The following is a 23,238-nucleotide window of genomic DNA, read 5'->3' as shown; positions in this document are numbered from 1 at the left end:
TTTCACACCTTAGAGAGGATGTTTCAACGTGGCATTTATTCAAGCAAATATTTATTCAAATGTTTTAGAGATGGAAGTAAACCTGAATGTAATCCTTCCACAAACAACAAATAAAGTGATCGGTACGAGTTCACAACAAGCGACAACAGATGTTCCTGTCTTATACCTTCTGCACGGAATGGGAGGAAATCATAGTGTCTGGGAGCGTCGGACGTCGATTGAAAGATATGTCGCAGACCATGGATTAGCGGTCATTATGCCTTCTACTGATCTAGGTTGGTATACCGACACGGCCTATGATATGAAATACTGGACGTTTATTTCAGAAGAGCTTCCCGAAATCTGTCATGAACTGTTTCCACAATTAACGACAAAAAGAGAAAAGACTTATGCTGCTGGATTATCAATGGGTGGCTATGGTGCTTTGAAACTTGGGCTGGCAAAACCAGAAAATTTTGCTGCAATCATTTCTTTATCAGGAGCCATTTCAGTAGGCAATCGGATGGATGATTTATTGATGATTCGAAAGGCAAAATTCTGGGAGGGCGTATTTGGACCGTTAGATCAGATCAAAGGTTCAGTTAATGATCCTCAGTATTTATTAGAAGAATTAGTAAAGAGTGACAAAACAGCACCTCGTATCTACTTGGCATGTGGAGAATCAGATTTTCTTTATCAAGCAAATCAAGAAATGACCGATTCATTGAAAGCAAATGGAATTGGCGTAACCTTCGAACATGGTCCTGGTGAACATAACTGGGTATTTTGGGATCAGTGGATTCAACGTGCTTTGGATTGGTTATTTGAAGAGAACTAGATAAAGAATCCTTGGTTATTCTTAGCTTTTGAGGCCATTTTTAGGAGGATCGCTAGGGCTGAGACATTGTCTTGGCCTTAGCTTTTTTATAGGACGAATCATCAGGTAATAATTTGAAAGAGGTGTTTTTTTGGAAGAGATAAAGCATTGTAAAGAATCGATAGTCATCCAAACACATCGGATTTTTCCATTTGATCTTAATCCTTTTGGGTTTTTATTTGGTGGGAAATTGATGACGATGATCGATGATGCTGCGTCGATCTCTGTGACAAGACATTGTCGTAGAGGTGCAGTTACCGCTTCTTTAGACAGCTTGAATTTTTTGAAACCATTGCATGAAAACCATTCTGTGTGTGTAGAATCTTATGTAAGTGGTACTCATCATAAATCGATGGAAGTATTCGTTAAAATTATTGGAGAAAATCTGACAACTGGGGAGCGTTACTTAGCCGCAACTTGTTTTACAACATTTGTCGCTGTTCCGTCTCATATGAATGAAGAAACGGAATTTACAGTACCTAAAGTCATACCGGACACGGCAGAAGAAAAACTAGTGTGCGCAGGATACGAAAAACGGCGCAAACAGCGTTTACAAGAACGAGAAGAATACCGAGCTTTTGCTGCTCAATTATCAACAGACCTTCCTTGGTTAAAAAATGAAGGAATAGATGATTAGACTGCTTCATCTAGGATAAGTGAAATGGCTAAACTAGTAGCTAAACTGACTATTACTTGTGGAATAGGAAGTTTTATTCACGTAGTCAACTCAAACAGTAAACAAAAAATCATGAAGGCAAGTTCGCGAACTTGCCTTCATGTCTTTTTTTGTTTACGATTCTTTTTGTACAGCCAACCCTTGAAGATAGATCGTCACACTATCAAGAAAGAGTTGTTTTTCATTTTCTTGGTGCTGGTGAGCGGTGATACTAGCCTTTAGTCCAACTAGTGCATTTTCTTCGACATAACTTTTCATAGAAAGAATAGCATCTTTGAGTAAGTGATTACCGGTCATGATTTTGTGCCGAAGATTCTGTTCATGCTGTTGATCCATCAGTTGACCAATCAACAAGTTATGAAGAGCAAACACTGCTTGACGACTACGGTCAATCGAAAAGCCCGCTTGGATAAGAATCTGGATCATCATTTCTAAGTGTTCCAAACGACTCGCATAAGAAGGAACGGTATTGATTTCTAGCTCTGCACCACAAGGAAAGTGGGTGTAAAGGTCGTAGTAGTTTTCCATGAATTGAACAAGGCGTTCCTGCCAAGGTAAACGAGGATCGGGAATGATTAGTTCATTTTCCATGAATTCAGCCATTTTTTGGAGCAAGTCTTGCTTATTTTTGAAATACCAGTAAAGCGCAGGGGCTTTTACTTGAACTTTTTGAGCAAGGTTTCGCATAGATAGTTTTGATAGTTCTTGCGTTTCTGCCAGAATCGCAAAAGCAGATTTGATAATCATTTCTTGGGAAAGCTTTGGTTCCAAATTTAATCAACCTCTTGTATTGCAATATTTTTTTAAACATGGTAAATTGTTAGTCGGCCTTATTTTACAGTGTTAAATAAGACCTGTCAATTTTAATAAAAAGGGGTGTAACAACCAATGGGCTTAATTTTAAGACATGCAAAAAAATACAAAGTTGCTGTATTTATTTCATTGTTTTCTGTAGCGATTATGGTAAGTGCCGCATTATGGCAACCGAAGCTTTTACAACAAGTATTAGAAGCTATTATTACAGAAGATAACGACAAGATGAAAACGATCGGTGTATACTTGATCAGTTTAGCTTTGTTAGGACTAGCAGCTGGAGTTTCAAATACGATTTTTTCAGCGAAAGTGGCACAAGGGATTAGTGCTGATATTCGGGAAGAAGCATTTCGTAAAATCCAGACTTTTTCATTTGGAAATATCGAAAAATTCTCTGCTGGAAATCTGGTAGTTCGACTAACAAATGATATTACACAAATTCAAAACCTAGTCATGATTTCTTTACAATCGCTCTTTAGAATTCCATTTCTGTTTATCGGGGCTTTTGTTTTGGCAATGATGACGATGCCGCAATTATGGTGGATCATTGTCGCATTGATCGTAGCAGTTTTCTTGATTACAGCTTTATCATTTACCAGAATGGGTAAACATTTTATGATCATCCAAAAACTGATTGATAAAGTCAATAGTATTGCCAAAGAAAATCTTATGGGGATCCGTGTAGTCAAATCTTTTGTCCAAGAAGACAATCAATTGAAAGAGTTTAGTAAAGTCAGCGAAGATCTAACGAAACACAACATCATTGTGGGAACCTTGTTTTCTGTGATGATTCCATCCTTTATGTTGGCTGCTAATTTATCAGTAGTTGGCGCAATCTTTTTTGTTAGTGATTTAGCAAAAGATGATCCAACCTTAATCGGTGGTTTGGCTTCTTTCATGAACTATTTGATGCAGATCATGATGGCAATCATTATTGGTGGAATGATGATGATGATGACATCAAGAGCTGCAGTTTCATTGAAACGGATCAAAGAAATCTTAGACACAGAACCAGATTTAACATACCAAGATGTGCCAGAACAGGATTTAACTGGATCAGTCACTTTTGATCATGTTTCTTTCCGTTATCCTGGCGATGATGCAGACACATTGAAAGATATCAGTTTTTCGATCCAACCAGGGGAAATGGTGGGGATTGTTGGTGCAACCGGAGCTGGTAAATCGACACTCGCTCAGTTGATTCCACGATTGTTTGACCCAACAGAAGGAAAAGTGGAAGTAGGCGGTGTAGATTTAAGACAAGTCAATGAAAAAAGCTTACGTCACACTGTATCCTTTGTTTTACAAAAAGCGATCCTTTTCTCTGGAACGATTGCGCAAAACTTGCGTCAAGGGAAAAAAGATGCTTCTGAAAAAGATATGGAACATGCTTCTGCGATTGCTCAAGCACAAGAATTTATCGAAAAATTAGCGGATCGCTATGAGGCTCCTGTGGAAGAACGTAGTAGTAACTTTTCAGGTGGACAGAAACAGCGGTTGTCTATTACCCGAGGTGTCATTGGTGATCCTAAGATTTTGATCTTAGATGATAGTACCAGTGCATTAGATGCACGTTCTGAAAAGTTGGTTCGTGAAGCATTAGCAAAAGAATTAAAAGGCACTACTACAATTGTGATCGCTCAAAAAATCGCTTCTGTTGTCAAAGCAGACCGGATTCTTGTATTAGATGAAGGCAGATTAGTGGGTGAAGGAACACACGAAGAACTAGTAGCAACCAATCGGGTGTACCAAGAAATTTTCGAAACACAAAAAGGAACGGAGGAGTAGCCATGACTGATTTAATAAAAGCCAGTAAGTTTTTCTATCACTATTTAAAACGGTATAAGGTCTCCTTTTTCTTTATTTTTGTTACAGTTATCATTGCCACTTATCTTCAAGTGAAGGCGCCACAATATATCGGAGAAGCCTTTCAAGAACTAGCTAACTATGTTGGGGCTTTGATGCAAGGAGTCGATGATAAGAGTCGCTTCGTTTCCATTATTTGGAAACTATTAATGTTTTATGTTTTAGCGAGTGCCGCAAACTTCATTTACAGTATCTTATTTACGCAAGTGGTGGGTAAATCGACGAATCGGATGCGTATTGGTTTATTCAATAAACTAGAAAAATTGACGATCCGCTTCTTTGATTCTCATCAAGATGGGGAAATTCTTAGTCGATTTACGAGTGATTTAGATAATATCCAAAATAGTTTGAACCAAGCTTTGCTCCAAGTAATCACCAATATCGTTTTACTTTTTGGGATATTGATTATGATGTTCCGCCAAAATGTTGAGTTAGCTTGGGCAACAATTGCTTCTACACCAGTGGCAGTTTTGATTGCTGTTTTGATTATCCAAAAGGCAAGAAAATACGTTGATTTACAACAAGACGAAGTTGGGAAATTGAACGGCTATATGGATGAAAAAATCAGTGGTCAACGTGTCATCATCACCAATGGATTACAGGAAGAGACAATTGATGGTTTCTTGGAACACAATGAGACTGTTCGTAAAGCAACGTTTAAAGGACAAGCTTATTCAGGATTGCTTTTCCCAATGATGCAAGGGATGTCTTTAGTGAATACCGCAATCGTCATTTTCTTTGGTGGATGGTTAGCACTGAATGGGGATCTGGAACGCTCGGTTGCTTTAGGATTGGTAGTCACATTCGTTCAGTATTCCCAACAATATTATCAACCATTGATGCAAATTTCATCTGGTTATAGCATGATCCAATTAGCGATCACAGGGGCACGTAGACTGAATGAGATGTTTGCTGAAAAAGATGAAGTGAAACCAGCGAATGGTCAATCCTTTGATGGGATCGATAAAGGCTTATCTTTGGAACACGTTGATTTTGGTTATAACCCTGATAAATTAGTGTTAAATGATGTATCTATTGATGTAAATAAAGGCGAAATGGTCGCGTTAGTTGGACCGACTGGCTCAGGTAAAACAACGATCATGAATCTATTGAATCGTTTTTATGATGTGAATAGTGGTGCAGTAACGATTGATGGGACAGACATCCGTGAGTATGATTTAGATGCTTTACGAAAACATGTAGGAATCGTTTTACAAGAATCCGTCCTATTCTCGGGTACTATTCGTGACAATATTGTCTTTGGGAAACCTGATGCGACAGATGAAGAAGTGATCAATGCCGCTAAGCAGGCGAATATTCATGACTTTATCATGAATCTAGAAAAAGGGTATGAAACAGAAGTATCTGAAGAAAACAACTTGTTCAGTACTGGTCAGAAACAATTGATCAGTATTGCCAGAACGATCATTACGAATCCTTCATTGTTGATTTTAGATGAAGCAACAAGTAACGTGGACACAGTAACAGAAGCTAAAATCCAAAAAGCCATGGACGAAGCAATCAAAGGACGTACCAGCTTTGTGATTGCCCACCGGTTAAAAACGATTTTAAATGCGGATCGTATTGTTGTTTTACGTGATGGAAAAGTAATCGAAGAAGGAAATCATCATCAGTTGTTGGCAGAAGATGGCTTCTATGCTGAACTTTATCATAATCAGTTTGTCTTTGAATAATCTGTTTTTGATGAACAAATAAGCTAACTAATAGACTACTTAGAAGAGGGAATGGCTCTTTTCTAAGTAGTCTTTTTTTTACATATAGAGATCTCTTTGACTTTAGCTATTGTGAGATAAGAATCGTTATTTTTCAGACTTGTCTGAAAAAGTTGAAGTAAGCTGTTTCAAGAAACCTGTTATATTTCATGTTAAATAAGGCGCTCCTTAAAAACTATAAAAAGGCAGGTAATGGGTATGAAGGTAAAAATAAGGCAGGTGTGCTTACAATTGATGATGCTCTTGACGATTTTGGTTCCTTTGTCCAACCCGCTCTTTTTGATGGGGCCGCTAGTCCATGCTTCCTCAAATGGTCATTTCCAGGTAACTGGACAACCAACAGGCTTTCAATTAGGTGAGACTTACGGGAATAATGATAACGGCGTCCAATTGATGATCGATCCTGAAAAAGACGGCACGTATACGAGTGATTTGCCCGAAACAGGCGTTCCAAGCGATACGAATGTCCGCCTTCAAATCAATTGGTGGTTGGTCGATGACGATATTTATCCTAGTGGCGATCTAATGGCTAATGAACGCTATACGATCATTGAAAATATTCCTGACACGTTATTGATTCCAGCAGGTGGTTTATCGGGTGAATTGATGGATGAAACTGGACGATTTTCTTTTGGTACGTTTTATGTAAATGAGGATCGTAGTATAGCGATCCAATTTAATACCCGTATTTATAATTTTAGTGAGATTCAGGGTTCGTTTTCTATTGATACGAGTTTTGATAATATTACCGAAGAATTGATCGTGGATTTGGGAGAATATGGTGTAGTTGAAGTGCCGATCATTGTTAAAGGGGAAGAGATCGTTGAAAAACAGGGAATTGGTTTTAATCGGGACACTGGAATTGTTGAATGGGAAGCGTTGATCAACGAAGAACATCGGGCGTTGACAAATGTGAAAATCACAGATTTCTTTGGTGATAACCAGGAATTTGTGTCAGTTAGTATCCAAAAGAAAGAAGTGGAGGATGAACAATTCCATCCTTTATTAGCAAGTGATTATAGTCAAGCGCAACAAGACAACCAAATAACTTGGACGATCAGAAATAATGAAACACCTAAACGAACCGCTTATCGATTAATCATCCGTACCAGAGTCAAAGATCTGAGTCAACCAACTGTTCATAATCAACTCATTGTCGAAAGTGATGAATTAGGTCGGACAGAAACGAATGACGTCGAATTTGATATCGTAAAACAAAATTTTTCAAAACGAATAGCTAAAAATCCAAATGGATCAGACAAAATTGATTTTTATCGGGCGACAGATGAGCCTGGTCAACCAACGGGGAATCGCGAAGCGTATGACTATGTACTCGTGACTTGGCAAATCGACACGTATTATTACGTCGATGGTGAAAAAGACCCTATCGTCGATCGATTATCCGTCATTCCAGCAAATGCTGCGAGCCATACCTTTGAACAAGACTCACTGCAGATCACTGGAACGAATGCGGAGGGCTTTACAGTCGGTTTCAATGCAGAAAACACAGAGATGACGCTCACACCACCAGGGGATGCGAATGGCACCTACCGAATCACCTACCAAACGAGGATACAAACGACGGATGGACAGGTTTCAGCGGATACGATCCAGTTTTCCAACCATGCGATCCAAGGAAGTTTTGGTGAAGGTAGCGCTGGCGGAATTATTCCTAACCCAAGCATGCCAGGGATCGTAAAACGTGGAGTTGGGGGTGACCAGACTCAGCAGATCCAACATTGGGAGATTTTGTTCAATCAGGAAAATAAATTAGTTGAACAAGTAGAAATCCGTGATTCTTCCATCATCTTTGAAGAGGATCTCGTGCGATTGTTCGATCCTAATAACTATCACGGCTACTATGAGAACAATGTTCGTCCTTTTAAATGGATCTATTATGCTCGCTCATTACTAGAATCAACATTAGTCATCACAGATGACGTAGGCAACACATTAGAAAACGATGTTGATTTTGAGTTGGTTTTGCATAATCTTTCTGAACCAGGCGAACGATTGATGTTGCCAGATGGGAGTTATTTACATCAAGCGAATAGTGCTTATCAAACAGGGTTTACGATCCGCTTGATTGGAGATTATGAAACAACGGATCGAACCATTAAGATTCATTTTTCAACGAAAGAGCATCAGTTATCTAGTAGAGGGTATTTAAAAATCTGGGATGAAGACCCTTCTCAGTTCAATAGAAGTAATTACTATTCGAGCGATCCAGTAGTCCAAGGGATCTATCCTTGGTTAGGTGGAACGTATATCCATCCAGATATTACGTTCTTCAACTACGCCAAAGCAACTTGGCGACAAGGAGACGTTCAGTATTCTCAAGATTCAGTTGGTTATGGAACATTTGGCAATTGGCACTATAGTCTCATAAACGATGGACATAAAAAAGGGTTATTCCTACAGCCAGGGCAAAAGTATGAAGAAGCAATCGCTGAAGATGCAGAACAAGCTGATGCTGGAAATATCGGAACGTTTGAATATTGGACAGATGAAAGTTTTTCAAATGAGAGTCGACAACCGGTCTACACTGGAATCGTTGATCGCTACCAAACACTGTTTCGTCTAGAATTCAATCCTTCCAGTGGTCCATTACCAGCAGGAACCGTCATTGAAGATGATTTTTCGACCCTTGCTGGTTGGGAGTTTAAGCCAGACTCTGTTCGTGTCTTTCATGGGACCGCCAACCTAGCTGGTCCGATTGATCCTGATACGAATCAACACCGCTGGAAAATAGCGGCAGGAGATTATGCAGGGAATGAACGACTAGTGGAAGGTACGGATTATCGCCTAGAATATGATCCGCAAACACAATTGATGCGGATCGTTCTCTTAAAAGAGAGTCATCGACCTATCGTTATCTTCTTCATTGCCGATTATGTTGCCACTCAAGAACTAGCTGATAATCCATTACTAGCAGGTTCTTATAAAAATATAGCGACACTGACAAGTCCTGGTGGGCGCAAGACAGAAGTAGAAACGCAAGTCACGATACCGACAGAAAGTTTAGTGATCAAGACGGGTGAAGTAGCAGACGACGGCGAACATATCACCTACCGCGTGATCGTGAACCCAGGTGGCGCCAAATACCAGAATTTGTATCTCTTTGATCTCATGGATCATGAAGAAGAAACGACGCTTCTGCTAGATTCCGATACTGGAAAATATCGAATCAACGTTTTTGAAGGAAAATACAATCCCCAGACTCAGCAATTTGAAAAAATACGCCGTTTAATCGATGAACAAGATTTTCTACTATTGGCACCACAACAACTCTTAGTCCCATATTTGCCAGAGTACATTGGCATAGATGGGCGAGGTGCTTATCAAATCTTTGAATGGCAAGCAAATCCAGAAAATGACACAAGTGAAGCTCATTGGATCAGTCAGCAAACAGGAAGAGCTTTAAGTGAGCCAGGTGTGAAGGCAGAAACCGCCTTTGACCAGTTAGCTGCGGACGGTTTGATCAATTTATCGCAAAAAACTGCTCATTTCCAATTAGTTGTAGGTGATAATACCGGTCAGTCAGAAGTGACAGATAAAACATTGATCGTAGAATATACTGCCCAAACAACCGCTGATTCTGTCAATAATCGTGCAGGTGTTTTCTTGAATGGAAAACAAAAAGTGACGGAAGAATCCATTACGGACATCACGACGGGCGAAGGTTATGCTTCAGGAATCCACCGAATCGTGGAATTCTATAAAGCCGATCACGAAGGAAATGACCTTACAGGTTCAGAATTCCGTTTAGAGAAAAAATCTAAAGATTTTTTCCAAGAACAATTTCCTGAAAGAGTATTAGGGACATTTACGGTAGATAATCCTACTCAGATCGGTGGTGTTCATGAAGAAGAGGCTTATGGATTGACGAACGGAATTTATCGTCTGACAGAGATTACTCCACCAGCAGGTCCGTTTGCTGTACTACCAGAGCCCATTTATTTCAAGGTACAGGCATCAGGAACGACTAGTAGAGAAGAGGAAATTTTTTTCACCGATGAACAAGGGATTCCAGTGACACAAGAACGAGCAACGATCCAATTAGACAATGGACAGTTCAAGTTGACTGTTGAAAACCGACCAAAGCCTTTCATGATCGAAAAAAATTGGGATTTTACCACGCCTAATGCGGCAGTACCAGAGGAGATCAAAGAAGATTATGAAATTACGGTCAATTTATTAAGGGAACAACGGCATGAACAAAGCGATGAGTGGCGCTTGGATGCTTCATTCACACCCATGACTTTCACTTTGAATCAGGAGAATGAGTTTAAAGTGCTGGTCGAAGAGTTAGCCGATTTAGGTGAGGATTATCGATATATCGTAAAAGAAACCAGCATCATCAATACCAAAACAGGAAAAAACCTGCAACCATATTTTGATTTAAGTAGTGGGGAAGAGGGCGATCAAGTTGATAATCTCAATAAGATCGTGAAAGATGCTAATCAGAATTGGCAAATCATCCTGAAAAATAGCACGACACCTGAAAGTACCCCTGAACGTGTCTATGTGGGATTTGAGAAACAATTTGAATTCAGCGATTTAGATTACTCGAGCATTAACTACATTACCTTTGAGTTATTTAGAAGTGTCGAAGAATGGGAAAAGCAGAAAATCCAAACGATTCTCTTAACGCCAGGAGATACAGGTGAAGGGTTGAAATGGATCAGTAACCGCTTGGAGAAATTTACTCCAGATGGTCAAGCTTATCATTATTACATTAGAGAAATAAGTATCACGGATCACGAAGGTAGTGACCTTTCTGAACGATTTAGGCTAGCTGATACAGATTACATTTTGTTACAACCACATGAAGCTGTCCAAAACTTGGACGAAATGGAAGTCGTACCAATCATGAATACGGAAACGTCTGGCTTATTGCCAATGACAGGTGGACCTGGACTTCGCTTCTTTCTAATTGCAGCCCTCACTACCATTGTTTTATTACTAGGTTGGTTGTTCTATCGCTTGAGAAGTAAGCGAAATAGCAAATAGTAATTAGGACGGTCTGATGGCATTTCAGCAAATGAGAAAGGAGTAGAGGATATGCAGAAAAAAAGAATGTTTCAATGGCTGCTGCTAGGTCTGCTGTTAGTAACCGGATTCTTCCCATATAGAGGCTATGCTACTGATCCTGAGACTGTGACGTTCATCTTACACAAGAGAGTCCTTGTAGATGAGTCGATCACAGATCCACAAACCTCTCCATCAAATGGCAGACAATTGACAGAAAATGAATTGGCTAACTTAAATGGCCTTGGTCTGAGTGTTCCTTATAATGGCGCCACGTTTCATGTCTATCATTTGACGGATTATTATCTTCAATCACAAGAAGATGCGCAAGCTTTAGCTAAACGCTTGGGACAGATGAACCCGATCCAGATCGAACAATTTATTGCAGAGCAGCAATTAGAAGAAGTGACAGGTAGTCCTGTCCTAACGCAGACTCATGCTGAATTTGGCGAAGGAGTGGGTGTGGTCGATGTTCCCAGAAAGCACAACGGTCACTATGGAATTTATCTGATCGTTGAGGATCATTCCCAGCAAACTAGTTATTTCAATGTGACAAATGCTGCACCGATAATGATTGGCTTGCCTCTAATGGACCCATTAAATGAAGTAGAGCTGACTCAGATTCATCTTTATCCTAAAAATGCTGGGTATTTTCGACAACCGTATTTTTACAAATATGGCAAAGAAGAAGACACTGAGCAGACCGAACCTCTCGAAGGTGTGATTTTTTCCCTGTTTCGTTATAACGAAGCTGGGGAAAAAATCTATTTAGCGCAAAATCAGGAGGCATTAGGGGATGTGTGGAAACAAAGTGATGATCCCTTAAACGATGAAGCAATCGCAACCTTCATCTCTGACGCTGCAGGGCGTGTCAAGATAGCAGACCATTTTTTGATCGGTGGTGAATACTATTTTGAAGAATTGCAAACTCTTCCGGGGTATGAGATCAGTGAAGAAAATCGGCAGATTCCATTATTTATCCCAAATACTTGGAAAAATGAATCAGGTGAGTTTTTATTCATGACACTTAATGAACAAAAAATGTCGGAACCTTTTTCTGATGAACAGGACGAATCGGTAGAGAAAGGACCTAGAATCTATAATATTTCACGAGCAAGAGAGTCTCAAAAGGACGATGATCTGCCAACAGATGATGGGAGTGAACAAGGAGGAACAGCGACAGGGACGGAACAGCTATTCAATCGTCTGTTACCACGTACTGCAGAAATGAGACAAGCGCTAGCTATTTTAGGCATTGCGTTGTTATTACTGGCTTACTTGTTAAGGAAGTACATGAACAAAACTAGGAGGGAAGAAGATGACTGAAAGTAAAAAGAATAAATTCAGGATATTCGTGATGCTTGCTACGTTGTTGTTTTCGGCATTCAGTATTTTAGGAATGAGTCTTCCAGTAGCAGCAGCCCCAGAGCATGTGAATGTCACGCTTCATAAACGTGTTTGGCAGGATGAAATCCCGAAAGAAGCGTATCAACAAAATACTGGTGAACTAATGGAAAACTTTGGCGGCGATCCGTTAGACGGCGTGACATTTTCTGTCTATGATGTCACAGAACAATATTTTCGTTCTATCAGAGAGGATGGGAAAACAGCACGAGAAGCCTTGGAAAGAATCCAGTCTGATGCGGCTTTATATAAAAGAGCCCCTGATTATGCCAGTGGCCCTTTGCAGACTCAAGTGACAGCAACAGCAAGTGGCGAGACCGATCCAAACAGACAGGGGATTGCGGTCTTTGACCAATTACCTCGAAAAGATGCCCAAGGTAGAGATGCTGTTTATCTCTTTGTCGAAGAAGAATCACCAGCGAATATATATGAAATGGCATACCCACTACTTTTGGCTTTGCCAGTCTATGCTGGTGATGGAGAACTAACAGAGATCCACCTCTATCCTAAAAATATTTTGAAAGAACATTCGAAAACTTTAGTAGATAGCGGTCGATTCAATGAAGTAACAATCACTCAAGATGGGAATCAAGTAACCTACTATGATGTTGGAACAGATGACATCTTAAATTATCTGTTGACGGTTGCTGTTCCCCGTGACTTAGGTAACAAAGCATTTTTCGAAATCACGGATACACCAACTAATGGATTGCGACTAACGACCCCTGATTCAATCGAAGTATTGATTGATGGTGTAGCGGTACCTAGTAGTTATTTTACGATTGATACAGCTACTCCGAATGGTGGGTTTACGATTACTTTCCACATTGACAATGAGGAAGTGGTTGAATTATTACAAGGAAAAACGCTCACGATTTCTTATGACATGTCGCTCACGGGTGATGCAATCACTCAACTATCTGATAATACCGCCACAATCGATTTTGGCTCGGATCCTACGATCTTAGATGGACCAAAAGTCAAGACGAATGAGCATCAATTTAGAAAGATCAATAGTCATGATGGTAATCCATTAAGTGGGGCGGTCTTTCGGATTTTTAAAGATTCTGATGGTCAAGTATTGTACGCACGTCTGAATGAAGAGAATGTCTTGATTGGTTGGGATGATGTCGGGACAGAAATAACCTCAGGACCAGATGGCTATTTTGATATTCGGGGCTTTAAAGCGGGAACCTACACGTTGGAAGAGGTGACGGCTCCAAGTGGTTACGTCATTTTAGATCCTTATACCACTTTTGAAATTGATCCAACTGCTTCAGAGACACCTTTAGTTACGATCGAAAACCAACCTCAAGGGCTTTTACCGGAAACCGGTGGTATGGGCATCTATATTTTCCTGCTGATCGGGGGACTGATTCTCTTAGCAGCCTACGTCGTTTATCGACAAACGAAAAAAGAGCACATGTAAACAGGTTTTGAAGGAGGGAATATCCAATGTCCCAAAAACAGCGACCAAAAAAGTGGCTTCGGATCGTGATGTATCTCCTTTTTTTAACAGGTGGATTAATTGCGAGTTATCCTTTTTATGTCAATGCCTTCAACCAACTCGTTGATCATTATCGTATCAATGAGTCTCAAAAAACGAAAGCAGAACAGCAACAGGAACGAGAAAGAGCCAAAAAGTATAATCAAGAACTAGCAGAAAGAGGCATGGGAGCGATCACGCTCCCAACCTACACTGGACGGAAAGAAGCGGACCTCGCTAATTATTTAGCAAATCACTTGATTGGTTCGATTCAAATTCCTAAGATTAGGGTCAGTGTTCCGCTGTTTGACCATGCAAGCCCAACGATCCTCCAATATGGTGCTGGAGTTTTGGAAGGAACGTCCTATCCTACTGGCGGCAAAAATAATCATAGTGTGATCTCTGCCCATAGTGGGATTCCCGAAAGAAAACTTTTTACGGATCTTGATCAACTGGAGTTGGAGGATATTTTCATTATCACCTATGCAGAAGAAAAGTTGGCCTATGAAGTGAATGACATCACTATTGTGACCCCTGATGACGTTAGCTCTCTAAAAATTTATCCAGAGGAAGATCTCGTGACTTTAGTCACCTGTACACCGTATATGATCAATTCCCATCGATTATTAGTCAGAGGACATCGAGTGCCTTATACAGAAGAACTAGCCCAAAAAGAAGCGAATGCAGAACAAAGACAATGGTGGCTCAATCTCATGATCTTACTCATTTTATTGCTCTTTGTAGGAAGTCTATCCCTGTTCATTCTGCGAGTCATACGTGAAAAGCCAATAGAATAGAAAAAGACATGTTGGATTACTTGAGAGAACCAACAATGAGAAAAAGCCCATAACCATAGAAAGCTTAGTGAAAACTTTCTAGTTATGGGCTTTTTTATATTCGTCAATTAACAAAACTGTCCAAAAAACGTTGATAAGCCATAAAGAAGCGAACGGAGTAATTGAACAAAGCCAATTATTTCAACATTTTTTCTTCTCCACACAATACAAAATCGGTGGATTGTTTTTTTGATTAATAAATTGATAGTTTAAAACATTATACTGATTTTGAGGGAGCATTTGACAAAACTGTTGTACCATATCCAGTTCTGATTTCCCACCTTCATGACCATAGTAGACGACGATAATCATGCGTCCTCGAGGGGCTAAACGTTTCAGTATCTCTTCCATTGCGATTTTTGTTGTTTCAGGTAAAGTAATGATTGCTTTGTCACTCTTAGGAAGATAACCTAGATTGAAAATCCCTGCTTTGATTGGTTGCTCTGGAGCCACGACATTCCCCAGTGTCTCATGACCTTGTAAATAAAGAGAGACTCGATCGGTCAATGCTTGTTCAGCGAGTTTTTCTTTCGTGGATTGCAAGGCAGCAGGTTGGATATCAAAACTGTAAACATGTCCGGTCTTCCCGACCAATTCAGCCATAAAAAGCGTATCGTAGCCATTACCCATGGTGGCATCAATAGCATGGTCACCTGGTTGCAGGATTTCTGTTAATAACGTATGGCTAAAGTGTAAAGCAGTTTGTAGCATTAGCAACGCACTCCTTTACGAACATCAAATTTTCCTTGATAACTATTGCGACGAACCAATTCTTCATCTATCGCATTCAAGACTTCCCACTTTTTCAAACTCCACATTGGTCCGATCAACGAATCCCAAGGGGCATCACCGGTAAGCCGATGGATAATGATTTCTTGAGGGATCATTTCCAATTGATCACAAATCACATTGACATAATCAGGACGGGTCATCAGTTGTAAACGACCTTCATGATAATCACGAAGCATCCTTGTTTTGCGCATCAAGTGCATTAAGTGAAGCTTGATTCCTTGGATATCTGAATCAAGGATCGTACGTCGGACATTTTCACGCATCATTTCTAATGTTTCACCAGGTAAGCCGTTGATTAAGTGAGTGCAGACACGAATGCCATGTTTTCGTAATTTATTCACACCATCAAGGTAAGTTTGGTAGTCATGTGCGCGATTGATCAGTGTAGAGGTTTCTTCAAAAGTCGTTTGTAATCCTAATTCGACCCACAGATAAAGCCGTTCATTTAGTTCTGCGAGATAATCCACGACCGCATCTGGTAAGCAGTCTGGGCGAGTACCAATCGACAACCCGACAACACCAGGAAGGTTGATCACTTGTTCAAAACGCTCACGAATGATTTCTACAGGTGCATGAGTATTCGTGAAATTTTGGAAATAAACGATATATTGGGTTACCCCTGGCCATTTTTGATGCATCATATCGATTTCTTTATGGAACTGAATAGGTAATGGGTCTTCGGGAGCGACGATCATATCACCTGATCCAGAAACACTACAAAAAGTACAGCCCCCGTGAGCCACTGTACCATCACGATTGGGGCAGTCAAATCCTCCATCGATTGGCACTTTGAAAATTTTCCCGCCAAATTCATTTCTTAACGCATAATTCCATGAGTGGTAGCGTTTATTTCCATCTGAATATGTAAATTCCATTGTTATCCTTCTTTCTTAATGGTGCTAAATTCATCACTTTCTTCTACTCGTATTGAACGATTCAGATCATTATACCTGATGAATGACGTAAAATCTAAGCACTTTATAACGAGAATCGTTCTTAGAATCAAGTAAAGAGACAGATTAACTAATCATCAAAGAAAAAAGTTAACTGTCTCTACACAATTTTTTATTGATTTGGATGATTTGTAACAAAAGTTCTCACTAAAAAATACTTGTGTGAGATCAAGACGTTTTCTGCGTGTTTAGCCATTTTTCTTTTTGGGTTCGATAAATTGGATACGTGAAGCATAACCACGAGAGGCTAAGTAAAAAGCCACCTAGAATATCACTTGGAAAATGAACGCCTAAATAAATACGGCTAATCCCAACACTTACTATAATAAACGCTAGAAGTATTTGAATCAATGGACGAAAGACCTTTTTTTGAATAATGACAGGAATTAGAAAAATCAGTGTACCATATAAAATCATACTACCAGCTGCATGACCACTAGGAAAACTGTAACTGTGCTCTACCACAAGGTGTTCAAGGGTTGGGCGAACGCGCATCACGAATAGTTTGATCACAGGATTGATGATCCCAGCAATGGCAATAAAATTAACCGCTAACCAAATCATTTCAGGTCTTTTTTTCTTCCACCATAACAAAAATGAAACCAGCAAAAAGACTAAGATGACCGTGAGTGGATTGCCAAATTTTGTCATAAACAGCTGATAAGCATTCCAATGGGGGTAGGGAGCGCGGATCATTTCTGTTATTGATTGATCAAATCCCGCCAGTAAAGAAATACGGTATTTGACAATGTAGCCTAAGACTAAAAAGAGCAGTAAAAAACAAGCTCCAGCTACATGAAAAGTTGTACGTTGCTTCATAAATATCCTCCTTTTCAACAATGACTCATTATAGCATTATTCGCTCTATAAATAATATCCATAATTATTTATAGAATCGAGCACTTAATCAAAAAATAAAAAAGGTATTTTATTTGTAAATCACTTTGTAATCTCCTAGACATTTTCAAGTAATATAACTGACATACTTTGACTGGGAAAGGTTAAATCGATTATTTGTTAAAAGTCGTTAAAATCAAGCGGGGAAAGGTGCTATTTTTTTCTCAGTGTTGAACATTACGAAAGGTTACAGTCTGATTACAATAAGCAGTCACACACTTAAATAACTTTTAATAAAGATTAAGAGAAGTTATAATTATTATAATAGTATAGAAATTGTAGATAGAAGTTGGAGGATAGAAGATGGAAAACATTGCAAGAAAAGAACGTAGACGTTTAAATGAAACCAAACGTTTTCGTAAAGTAAAACGTAGTGCTGCACTTGTCGGTACGGCGATGGTCGGCTGTTCTGTGGCAGCGCCATTGATTCAGCCTGTACAGGTAGATGCTGATCAAACCCCCACACAATTCGGTGCCAGAATCAATACAGCAGCGTTTATTGCTGAGATTGCTACGTATGCACAACCAATTGCTCAAGCCAACGATTTATATGCCTCAGTCATGATTGCTCAAGCAGTCGTTGAAAGTGGTTGGGGAAGTAGTGCCTTGTCACAAGCACCTTACTATAATCTATTTGGGATTAAAGGAAGTTATCAAGGTCAAACTGTTTATATGGATACACTCGAATATCTTAACAATAAATGGGTATCTAAAAAAGAACCTTTCCGTCAGTACCCTTCTTTTGCAGAGTCATTTAATGACAATGCCTATGTTTTAAGAAATACCTCTTTTGGTAATGGCTATTATTATGCAGGTACTTGGAAAAGCAACACTAAATCTTATACTGATGCTACTGCTTGTTTGACAGGTCGTTATGCAACTGATCCAGGGTATGCTGGAAAACTAAACAATATTATTACAACCTATGGATTGACCAAATACGATACACCAGCTAGCGGCAACGCTGGAGGCGGTGCAACGATTGGAAATGGCGGGAATACGGGAAATACATCCAATTCTGGAAGTACTAGTGGGAACTCAGGCGGTTCTGCAACTACGACTGGTACGACTTATACCGTCAAATCAGGAGACTCCGTTTGGGGAATCTCTCATTCATTTGGAATCACGATGGCGCAGTTAATCGAATGGAATAATATCAAAAATAATTTTATCTATCCAGGACAAAAATTAACGATCAAAGGTGGCCAATCTGCAGGTTCTTCAACCACTAACACTGGTAATAATGCTTCTTCTGGAAATACTTCTGGAAACACGAATACGTCTGGCAGTACGGGACAAGCAACTGGTGCAAAATATACGGTTAAATCAGGCGATTCTGTTTGGAAAATTGCGAATGATCATGGGATTTCGATGAATCAACTGATCGAATGGAATAACATCAAGAATAACTTTGTTTATCCAGGTCAACAGTTGGTTGTTTCAAAAGGTAGTTCTTCAGCAAGCGGTTCTACTTCTAATACATCGACAGGTAATACATCTAGTAATACGGCAAATACAGGAAGTACTACTTCTGGAAGTACTTATACTGTCAAAGCAGGCGAATCGGTTTGGAGTGTTTCGAATAAATTTGGAATTTCCATGAACCAACTGATTCAATGGAACAATATTAAAAATAATTTTATTTACCCAGGGCAAAAATTGATTGTCAAAGGTGGTTCATCTTCAAGTAATGCGTCCACTTCGACAGCTAATAACAAGAACACCGCATCAAGCAATACCAGCTCAACTGCGACAGGGCAAGCGACTTATACTGTCAAGGCAGGCGAATCAGTATGGGGTGTTGCAAATAAAAATGGGATTTCCATGAACCAGTTGATTGAATGGAACAATATTAAGAATAACTTCATTTATCCAGGACAGAAATTGATCGTCAAAGGTGGAAGTAGTAAAGCAAGCGCAACAGCAACAACCAAACCAACAGCTTCAACGCCAGCTTCTACAACTCCAACGGCTTCTTCAACGGGTGATACGAAGTACACCGTCAAAGCAGGCGAATCGGTGTGGGGCGTTGCCAATAAACACCATATTACGATGGATCAGTTGATTGAATGGAACAACATCAAAAATAATTTTATTTATCCAGGACAAGAAGTCATCGTTAAAAAAGGCACTGCACAATCAACGCCAACGAAATCAGATGAAAAAACCTATACCGTCAAAGCAGGCGAATCAGTATGGGGCGTTGCCGATAGTCATGGAATCACCATGAATCAATTGATCGAATGGAATAATATCAAGAATAACTTTATTTATCCGGGACAACAGTTGATCGTCAAAAAATAAGCAATGACACATGGCAGGAAATCAGTAAATGTGTGAAATAATATTTGAACTTGTAGCATTTATTTGTTACTATGAATCTACACTTTTGAGTAAATAAAAATCAACGCCTGAAAAGGAAGTAGTAAAAAGTCGAAAGTTTTAGAGAGCACATGGTTGGTGGAAATGTGTACGGACGCTTTTGAACTCGCCTTTGAGTTGCGCCTACTGAAATCACAAACAGAGTAAGTAGGAGCGGTGACGACCGTTACAACGTTTGAGGCCTTTGTGAAAAGGCAAAATTAGGTGGTACCACGTAGATTACGTCCTATAAAAAGAGCAATCTTTTTATAGGACTTTTTTGTTTTCTTCAGATGAAGAAGCAAAAAAGTGAGGGAGACCTCACTACACTTCGACAGATTAATGTGGAAGTACAAATAGATCAGGGGGATAGAAAATGAGTTATAACCATAAAGAAATCGAAAAGAAATGGCAAAAATACTGGGCAAAAAACAATACCTTCAATACCCATGATGATCCTGAAAAACCAAAGTTCTATGCGTTGGATATGTTTCCATACCCATCAGGTCAAGGATTGCATGTTGGACATCCGGAAGGCTATACAGCAACAGATATCTTATCTCGTTTTAAACGCAGTCAAGGATTCAATGTCTTGCATCCGATGGGATGGGATGCGTTTGGACTACCAGCCGAACAGTACGCATTAGATACAGGAAATGATCCAGCTGAATTTACACAAAAAAACATTGAAACATTTCGTCGTCAAATCAATTCTTTAGGGTTTAGTTATGACTGGAATCGTGAAGTCAACACAACTGATCCAGAATATTACAAATGGACACAATGGATCTTTACAAAATTATACGAAAAAGGTTTGGCATATGAAGCAGAAGTAGCAGTTAACTGGGTACCTGAGCTTGGTACGGTGATCTCTAATGAAGAAGTGATCGATGGAAAAAGTGAACGTGGCGGCTATGATGTCGTCCGCAAACCAATGCGTCAGTGGATGCTGAAGATCACTGCATACGCAGATCGTTTACTTGATGATCTTGATTTAGTAGATTGGCCAGATAGCATCAAAGAAATGCAACGCAACTGGATCGGTCGTTCAGTAGGAGCAAATGTTGAATTTAAAGTTGCTGGAACAGACAAAACGTACACGATTTTTACCACACGACCAGATACACTATTTGGCGCAACGTACTCTGTTTTAGCTCCTGAATTAGACTTGGTGCAAGAAATCACGACGCCAGAACAAAAAGCAGCAGTTGAAGCATACATCGAAGAGACAGCTAAAAAATCAGATTTGAAACGTACAGATCTAGCGAAAGAAAAAACGGGTGTCTTTACTGGAGCTTATGCAATCAATCCAGTTAATGGAAAAGAGATCCCGATCTGGATCGCTGACTATGTGTTAGCTTCTTATGGTACTGGAGCAATCATGGCTGTTCCTGCTCACGATGAACGTGATTATGAATTTGCAAAAACCTTTGATTTAGAAATTCTTCCCGTGATCGAAGGAGGAAATATTGAAGAGGCTGCTTATACAGAAGATGGTCCTCATATCAATTCTGAATTTTTGAATGGCATGAATAAAGCAGAAGCCATTGCTAAAATGAATGAATGGTTAGAAGAAAATAGTTGTGGGAAAAAAGAAGTCAGCTATCGTTTACGTGACTGGTTATTCTCACGTCAACGTTACTGGGGGGAACCAATTCCGATCATTCATTGGGAAGATGGTACGGTCACAGCTTTACCAGAAGAAGAGCTGCCATTACGTTTGCCTAAAACGACTAATATCAAACCAAGTGGAACAGGAGAATCGCCACTTGCCAACATCGAAGAATGGGTGAATGTTGTCGATCCTGTGACTGGCAAAAAAGGTCGTCGTGAAACCAATACAATGCCACAATGGGCAGGAAGTTCTTGGTATTATTTACGTTATATCGATCCACATAATAAAGCAGAATTAGCGAACTATGAGAAATTAGAACGCTGGTTGCCAGTAGATATCTACATTGGTGGAGCAGAACATGCCGTTCTTCACTTGCTGTACGCTCGTTTCTGGCACAAATTCTTATATGATATCGGTGTTGTACCTACAAAGGAACCATTCCAAAAATTATACAACCAAGGAATGATCTTGGGAGAAAACAACGAAAAAATGTCTAAATCACGTGGCAATGTCGTTAATCCAGATGATGTCGTGGCCAAATATGGCGCAGATACATTACGATTATATGAAATGTTTATGGGACCATTAGACGCATCGATTGCTTGGAGTGAAAATGGACTAGAAGGAAGCCGCAAATTCTTAGATCGTGTTTGGCGTTTGATCGTGGATGAAAACAATAAGATGCGTGATCGAATCACCACTTTAAATGATGGAAAATTAGATAAAGTGTATCATCAAACCGTCAAAAAAGTTACGGAAGATTACGAAAATCTTCACTTCAATACAGCCATCTCTCAATTAATGGTGTTTGTCAATGAAGCGTATAAAGTGGATGCACTACCTTATGAATATATCGAAGGATTTGTTCAATTGTTGGCACCGATCGCACCACACATGGGTGAAGAACTATGGGCAATCTTAGGAAATGAGGAAGGGATTTCTTACGCACCTTGGCCAACTTATGATGAGTCAGCTTTAGTCGAAGATGAAATCGAAGTTGTCTTCCAAATCAATGGTAAGGTCCGAGGAAAAGCTAATGTTTCACGTGACTTACCAAAAGATGAACTTGAAAAAATAGCGATGAACAATGAAACGATCAAAGAAAACATTGCTGGCAAAACTGTTCGTAAAGTGATCGTTGTACCAAATAAATTAGTAAATATCGTGGCTAATTAAAAAGCAGGAACAAGTGAATTATAAGAGATTGTTGAAGGAGCTTTCGATGAAACCCAGAGCCACTTTCAGAATGAAGAACAGATCATTAAAAACAATTTTGGCTGTTTCAGTATTTTAAGATGTTTTATAAGTCGCAATCAGTTCAGCAAGTTTATAACTGAATAAACAAAAAAGAGATTATGACAAAAGTGTCTAGCTCTGAGAAATAAGCCGGAAAAGAGGTTGAGCCATGTGTTGGCTCAACCTCTTTCTTCGGCTTATTTTCCGTTAGAGCTTGAAACACCGTGGATAAGATCGTGAAAGAGGCGGATAGCTCCGAGCAGATGCTTAAATACTATTTATTTGTCTTGGGTCGCTTCCTCTCAAACTCTTTTATAGAAAAATAAAGTGAAGAGAAACTAAAACAAAGAAAATATCAATTGAAGAGTTAGAACCATTCACCGAGTGGAAGTTTGCTGACGTTTTTTTTTGTGAATGACTATCCAAGATGAACAGTTATTTTTTGTTAGTTACAAAAGTGAAAAAAACAAAAAGTGTTTTATTAAAATTGCTTATGTCTCATAATATTTGCATCGTGATACCTTTTGAACGTAAACAAATGACACATTTTTTTAAAACATTGTTATTTTTATTTAGTTGGCATGTTTTCTTTTTTTTTTTAATACCAAGCTATAGTATTACGCTATTTTGTTTTTTTTTATTTTAGAAAAATGACAGGCCGATGAAACAACTGCAAATCTGTT

At 39.4% G+C, this 23,238-nt stretch carries 14 protein-coding genes and 1 other annotated feature; of the genes, 10 read left to right on the top strand and 4 right to left on the bottom strand.

All coding sequences use genetic code 11. The features are described 5' to 3' along the window. Positions 1-28: 28 nt before the first annotated feature. Positions 29-817 carry an alpha/beta hydrolase gene (locus IGJ11_RS12195; protein ID WP_088745553.1) on the top strand — a complete coding sequence of 263 codons (789 nt, stop codon included), beginning with the start codon at positions 29-31 and terminating at the stop codon, positions 815-817. A 130-nt stretch (positions 818-947) separates the two neighbouring features. Continuing rightward, positions 948-1,493 carry an acyl-CoA thioesterase gene (locus IGJ11_RS12190; protein WP_010721040.1) on the top strand — a complete coding sequence of 182 codons (546 nt, stop codon included), beginning with the start codon at positions 948-950 and terminating at the stop codon, positions 1,491-1,493. Positions 1,494-1,646: 153 nt separating this feature from the next. On the opposite strand, the gene IGJ11_RS12185 is transcribed toward IGJ11_RS12190, so the two are convergent. Beyond that, the gene (locus tag IGJ11_RS12185) at positions 1,647-2,303 is read right to left on the bottom strand and encodes a TetR family transcriptional regulator (RefSeq protein ID WP_010721039.1); all 657 of its coding nucleotides are present in this window, start codon (positions 2,301-2,303) and stop codon (positions 1,647-1,649) included. Positions 2,304-2,420: 117 nt separating this feature from the next. Between IGJ11_RS12185 and IGJ11_RS12180 the strand changes: the two genes are divergently transcribed. From IGJ11_RS12180 to IGJ11_RS12155, 6 genes are all read left to right on the top strand, one after another. Next, positions 2,421-4,133, top strand: coding sequence for an ABC transporter ATP-binding protein (locus IGJ11_RS12180; protein WP_207432567.1), 1,713 nt, complete (start codon positions 2,421-2,423; stop codon positions 4,131-4,133). Positions 4,134-4,135: 2 nt separating this feature from the next. Continuing rightward, complete coding sequence (locus IGJ11_RS12175; RefSeq protein WP_081128884.1) at positions 4,136-5,905, top strand: ABC transporter ATP-binding protein; 1,770 nt, start codon at positions 4,136-4,138, stop codon at positions 5,903-5,905. A 237-nt stretch (positions 5,906-6,142) separates the two neighbouring features. After that, positions 6,143-10,957: a prealbumin-like fold domain-containing protein gene (locus IGJ11_RS12170; protein WP_251850019.1), complete on the top strand. Its 4,815-nt coding sequence runs from the start codon at positions 6,143-6,145 to the stop codon at positions 10,955-10,957. Between the two features lie 51 nt (positions 10,958-11,008). Beyond that, the gene (locus tag IGJ11_RS12165; RefSeq protein ID WP_207432571.1) at positions 11,009-12,301 is read left to right on the top strand and encodes a pilin N-terminal domain-containing protein; all 1,293 of its coding nucleotides are present in this window, start codon (positions 11,009-11,011) and stop codon (positions 12,299-12,301) included. Next, positions 12,294-13,808 carry a SpaH/EbpB family LPXTG-anchored major pilin gene (locus tag IGJ11_RS12160; protein WP_207432573.1) on the top strand — a complete coding sequence of 505 codons (1,515 nt, stop codon included), beginning with the start codon at positions 12,294-12,296 and terminating at the stop codon, positions 13,806-13,808. Before IGJ11_RS12165 ends, IGJ11_RS12160 begins: the two co-directional genes overlap by 8 nt. Positions 13,809-13,834: 26 nt before the next feature. Further along, positions 13,835-14,662 (top strand): class C sortase, encoded by an 828-nt coding sequence (locus IGJ11_RS12155; RefSeq protein WP_161652362.1) that lies wholly within the window; start codon positions 13,835-13,837, stop codon positions 14,660-14,662. 180 nt (positions 14,663-14,842) lie between these two features. On the opposite strand, the gene IGJ11_RS12150 is transcribed toward IGJ11_RS12155, so the two are convergent. The 3 genes from IGJ11_RS12150 to IGJ11_RS12140 form a co-directional block, all read right to left on the bottom strand. Next, on the bottom strand, positions 14,843-15,412 hold the full coding sequence (locus IGJ11_RS12150; RefSeq protein WP_207432575.1) for a class I SAM-dependent methyltransferase: 570 nt from the start codon (positions 15,410-15,412) through the stop codon (positions 14,843-14,845). After that, positions 15,412-16,368: a TIGR01212 family radical SAM protein gene (locus IGJ11_RS12145; protein WP_010736968.1), complete on the bottom strand. Its 957-nt coding sequence runs from the start codon at positions 16,366-16,368 to the stop codon at positions 15,412-15,414. Before IGJ11_RS12145 ends, IGJ11_RS12150 begins: the two co-directional genes overlap by 1 nt. A gap of 246 nt (positions 16,369-16,614) precedes the next feature. Beyond that, positions 16,615-17,265, bottom strand: a complete 651-nt coding sequence (locus tag IGJ11_RS12140; RefSeq protein ID WP_010721028.1) for a phosphatase PAP2 family protein — start codon at positions 17,263-17,265, stop codon at positions 16,615-16,617. 381 nt (positions 17,266-17,646) lie between these two features. Here IGJ11_RS12140 and IGJ11_RS12135 point away from each other — a divergent pair, with 381 nt between their 5' ends. Both IGJ11_RS12135 and leuS read left to right on the top strand, forming a co-directional pair. After that, a complete protein-coding gene (locus IGJ11_RS12135) occupies positions 17,647-19,647 on the top strand; it encodes a muramidase-2 (protein WP_207432577.1) in 2,001 nt (666 codons plus the stop codon). 99 nt (positions 19,648-19,746) lie between these two features. Continuing rightward, positions 19,747-19,957 (top strand) — a binding site (T-box leader). 123 nt (positions 19,958-20,080) lie between these two features. Next, positions 20,081-22,495, top strand: coding sequence for a leucine--tRNA ligase (gene leuS, locus IGJ11_RS12130; protein ID WP_096709855.1), 2,415 nt, complete (start codon positions 20,081-20,083; stop codon positions 22,493-22,495). The last annotated feature ends 743 nt before the right edge of the window (positions 22,496-23,238 follow it).

The organism is Enterococcus sp. DIV0691, assembly GCF_051711145.1.
In the GTDB taxonomy this organism is placed as follows: Bacteria; Bacillota; Bacilli; order Lactobacillales; family Enterococcaceae; genus Enterococcus_B; species Enterococcus_B hirae.
This window is presented reverse-complemented; position numbering and strand designations above follow the sequence as displayed.

Coding starts and splice junctions, on each gene's coding strand:
- IGJ11_RS12180 (WP_207432567.1), top strand. CDS start 2,421: ATGGGCTTAATTTTAAGACATGCAAAAAAATACAAAGTTGCTGTATTT.
- IGJ11_RS12175 (WP_081128884.1), top strand. CDS start 4,136: ATGACTGATTTAATAAAAGCCAGTAAGTTTTTCTATCACTATTTAAAA.
- IGJ11_RS12170 (WP_251850019.1), top strand. CDS start 6,143: ATGAAGGTAAAAATAAGGCAGGTGTGCTTACAATTGATGATGCTCTTG.
- IGJ11_RS12165 (WP_207432571.1), top strand. CDS start 11,009: ATGCAGAAAAAAAGAATGTTTCAATGGCTGCTGCTAGGTCTGCTGTTA.
- IGJ11_RS12160 (WP_207432573.1), top strand. CDS start 12,294: ATGACTGAAAGTAAAAAGAATAAATTCAGGATATTCGTGATGCTTGCT.
- IGJ11_RS12155 (WP_161652362.1), top strand. CDS start 13,835: ATGTCCCAAAAACAGCGACCAAAAAAGTGGCTTCGGATCGTGATGTAT.
- IGJ11_RS12150 (WP_207432575.1), bottom strand. CDS start 15,412: ATGCTACAAACTGCTTTACACTTTAGCCATACGTTATTAACAGAAATC.
- IGJ11_RS12145 (WP_010736968.1), bottom strand. CDS start 16,368: ATGGAATTTACATATTCAGATGGAAATAAACGCTACCACTCATGGAAT.
- IGJ11_RS12140 (WP_010721028.1), bottom strand. CDS start 17,265: ATGAAGCAACGTACAACTTTTCATGTAGCTGGAGCTTGTTTTTTACTG.
- IGJ11_RS12135 (WP_207432577.1), top strand. CDS start 17,647: ATGGAAAACATTGCAAGAAAAGAACGTAGACGTTTAAATGAAACCAAA.
- leuS (WP_096709855.1), top strand. CDS start 20,081: ATGAGTTATAACCATAAAGAAATCGAAAAGAAATGGCAAAAATACTGG.